At 48.3% G+C, this 1902-nt stretch carries 1 tRNA gene and 2 rRNA genes; all 3 read right to left on the reverse strand.

Annotated elements, in window-relative coordinates:
- Window positions 1-1540: ribosomal RNA gene (locus HT728_RS09885) — 23S ribosomal RNA — on the reverse strand; the annotation flags it as partial.
- A 124-nt stretch (window positions 1541-1664) separates the two neighbouring features.
- Window positions 1665-1737: transfer RNA gene (locus HT728_RS09890), tRNA-Ala, on the reverse strand.
- Window positions 1738-1788: 51 nt separating this feature from the next.
- A 16S ribosomal RNA gene (locus HT728_RS09895) occupies window positions 1789-1902 on the reverse strand; the annotation flags it as partial.

Here is a 1902-nt window from a genome sequence, read left to right on the forward strand (position 1 = left end):
TGTTATAGAACTAAGCATTTAACTCAATTCACACCTCACTGCTTAGACAGACACTTCCAATCGTCTGCTTTAGTTAGCCTACTGCGTCCCTCCATCACTACATACTCTAGTACAGGAATATCAACCTGTTGTCCATCGGATACACCTTTCGGTCTCTCCTTAGGTCCCGACTAACCCAGGGCGGACGAGCCTTCCCCTGGAAACCTTAGTCTTACGGTGGACAGGATTCTCACCTGTCTTTCGCTACTCATACCGGCATTCTCACTTCTATGCGTTCCAGCACTCCTCACGGTATACCTTCTTCACACATAGAACGCTCTCCTACCATACCTATAAAGGTATCCACAGCTTCGGTAAATTGTTTTAGCCCCGGTACATTTTCGGCGCAGGGTCACTCGACTAGTGAGCTATTACGCACTCTTTGAATGAATAGCTGCTTCTAAGCTAACATCCTAGTTGTCTGTGCAACCCCACATCCTTTTCCACTTAACAATTATTTTGGGACCTTAGCTGGTGGTCTGGGCTGTTTCCCTTTCGACTACGGATCTTAGCACTCGCAGTCTGACTGCCGACCATAATTCATTGGCATTCGGAGTTTATCTGAGATTGGTAATCCGGGATGGACCCCTCACCCAAACAGTGCTCTACCTCCAAGAATTTCTAATGTCGACGCTAGCCCTAAAGCTATTTCGGAGAGAACCAGCTATCTCCAAGTTCGTTTGGAATTTCTCCGCTACCCACAAGTCATCCAAGCACTTTTCAACGTGCCCTGGTTCGGTCCTCCAGTGCGTCTTACCGCACCTTCAACCTGCTCATGGGTAGGTCACATGGTTTCGGGTCTACGTCATGATACTAAGGCGCCCTATTCAGACTCGGTTTCCCTACGGCTCCGTCTCTTCAACTTAACCTCGCATCATAACGTAACTCGCCGGTTCATTCTACAAAAGGCACGCTCTCACCCATTAACGAGCTCGAACTTGTTGTAGGCACACGGTTTCAGGTTCTATTTCACTCCCCTCCCGGGGTGCTTTTCACCTTTCCCTCACGGTACTGGTTCACTATCGGTCACTAGGGAGTATTTAGGGTTGGGAGATGGTCCTCCCAGATTCCGACGGGATTTCACGTGTCCCGCCGTACTCAGGATACTGCTAGGTACAAAGACTATTTTAAATACGAGGCTATTACTCTCTTTGGCTGATCTTCCCAAATCATTCTTCTATAATCTTTGAGTCCACATTGCAGTCCTACAACCCCGAAGAGTAAACTCTTCGGTTTGCCCTCCTGCCGTTTCGCTCGCCGCTACTAAGGCAATCGCTTTTGCTTTCTCTTCCTGCAGCTACTTAGATGTTTCAGTTCACTGCGTCTTCCTCCTCACATCCTTAACAGATGCGGGTAACAGGTAGTACCTGTTGGGTTCCCCCATTCGGAAATCCCTGGATCATCGCTTACTTACAGCTACCCAAGGCATATCGTCGTTTGTCACGTCCTTCTTCGGCTCCTAGTGCCAAGGCATCCACCGTGCGCCCTTATTAACTTAACCTTATTTTCTGACCTTTCAGTCATAAACTCTTATTAATACTACAGCGTTTTCGGTTTATTTTCTTGTTACTATTTGATATAGATATTCAATTTTCAATGTGCATTACTTGGTGATCTCTCACCAATGGAGCCTAGCGGGATCGAACCGCTGACCTCCTGCGTGCAAAGCAGGCGCTCTCCCAGCTGAGCTAAGGCCCCACAAGACCTCTCAAGACTAAACAAGACCAATGCGCAGTTCCTTATCCTTAGAAAGGAGGTGATCCAGCCGCACCTTCCGATACGGCTACCTTGTTACGACTTCACCCCAATCATCTATCCCACCTTAGGCGGCTGGCTCCTTACGGTTACCTCACCGACTTCGGG

The sequence above is a fragment of the Streptococcus sp. 544 genome, from assembly GCF_013277385.1.
Classification (GTDB): Bacteria; Bacillota; Bacilli; order Lactobacillales; family Streptococcaceae; genus Streptococcus; species Streptococcus mitis_BA.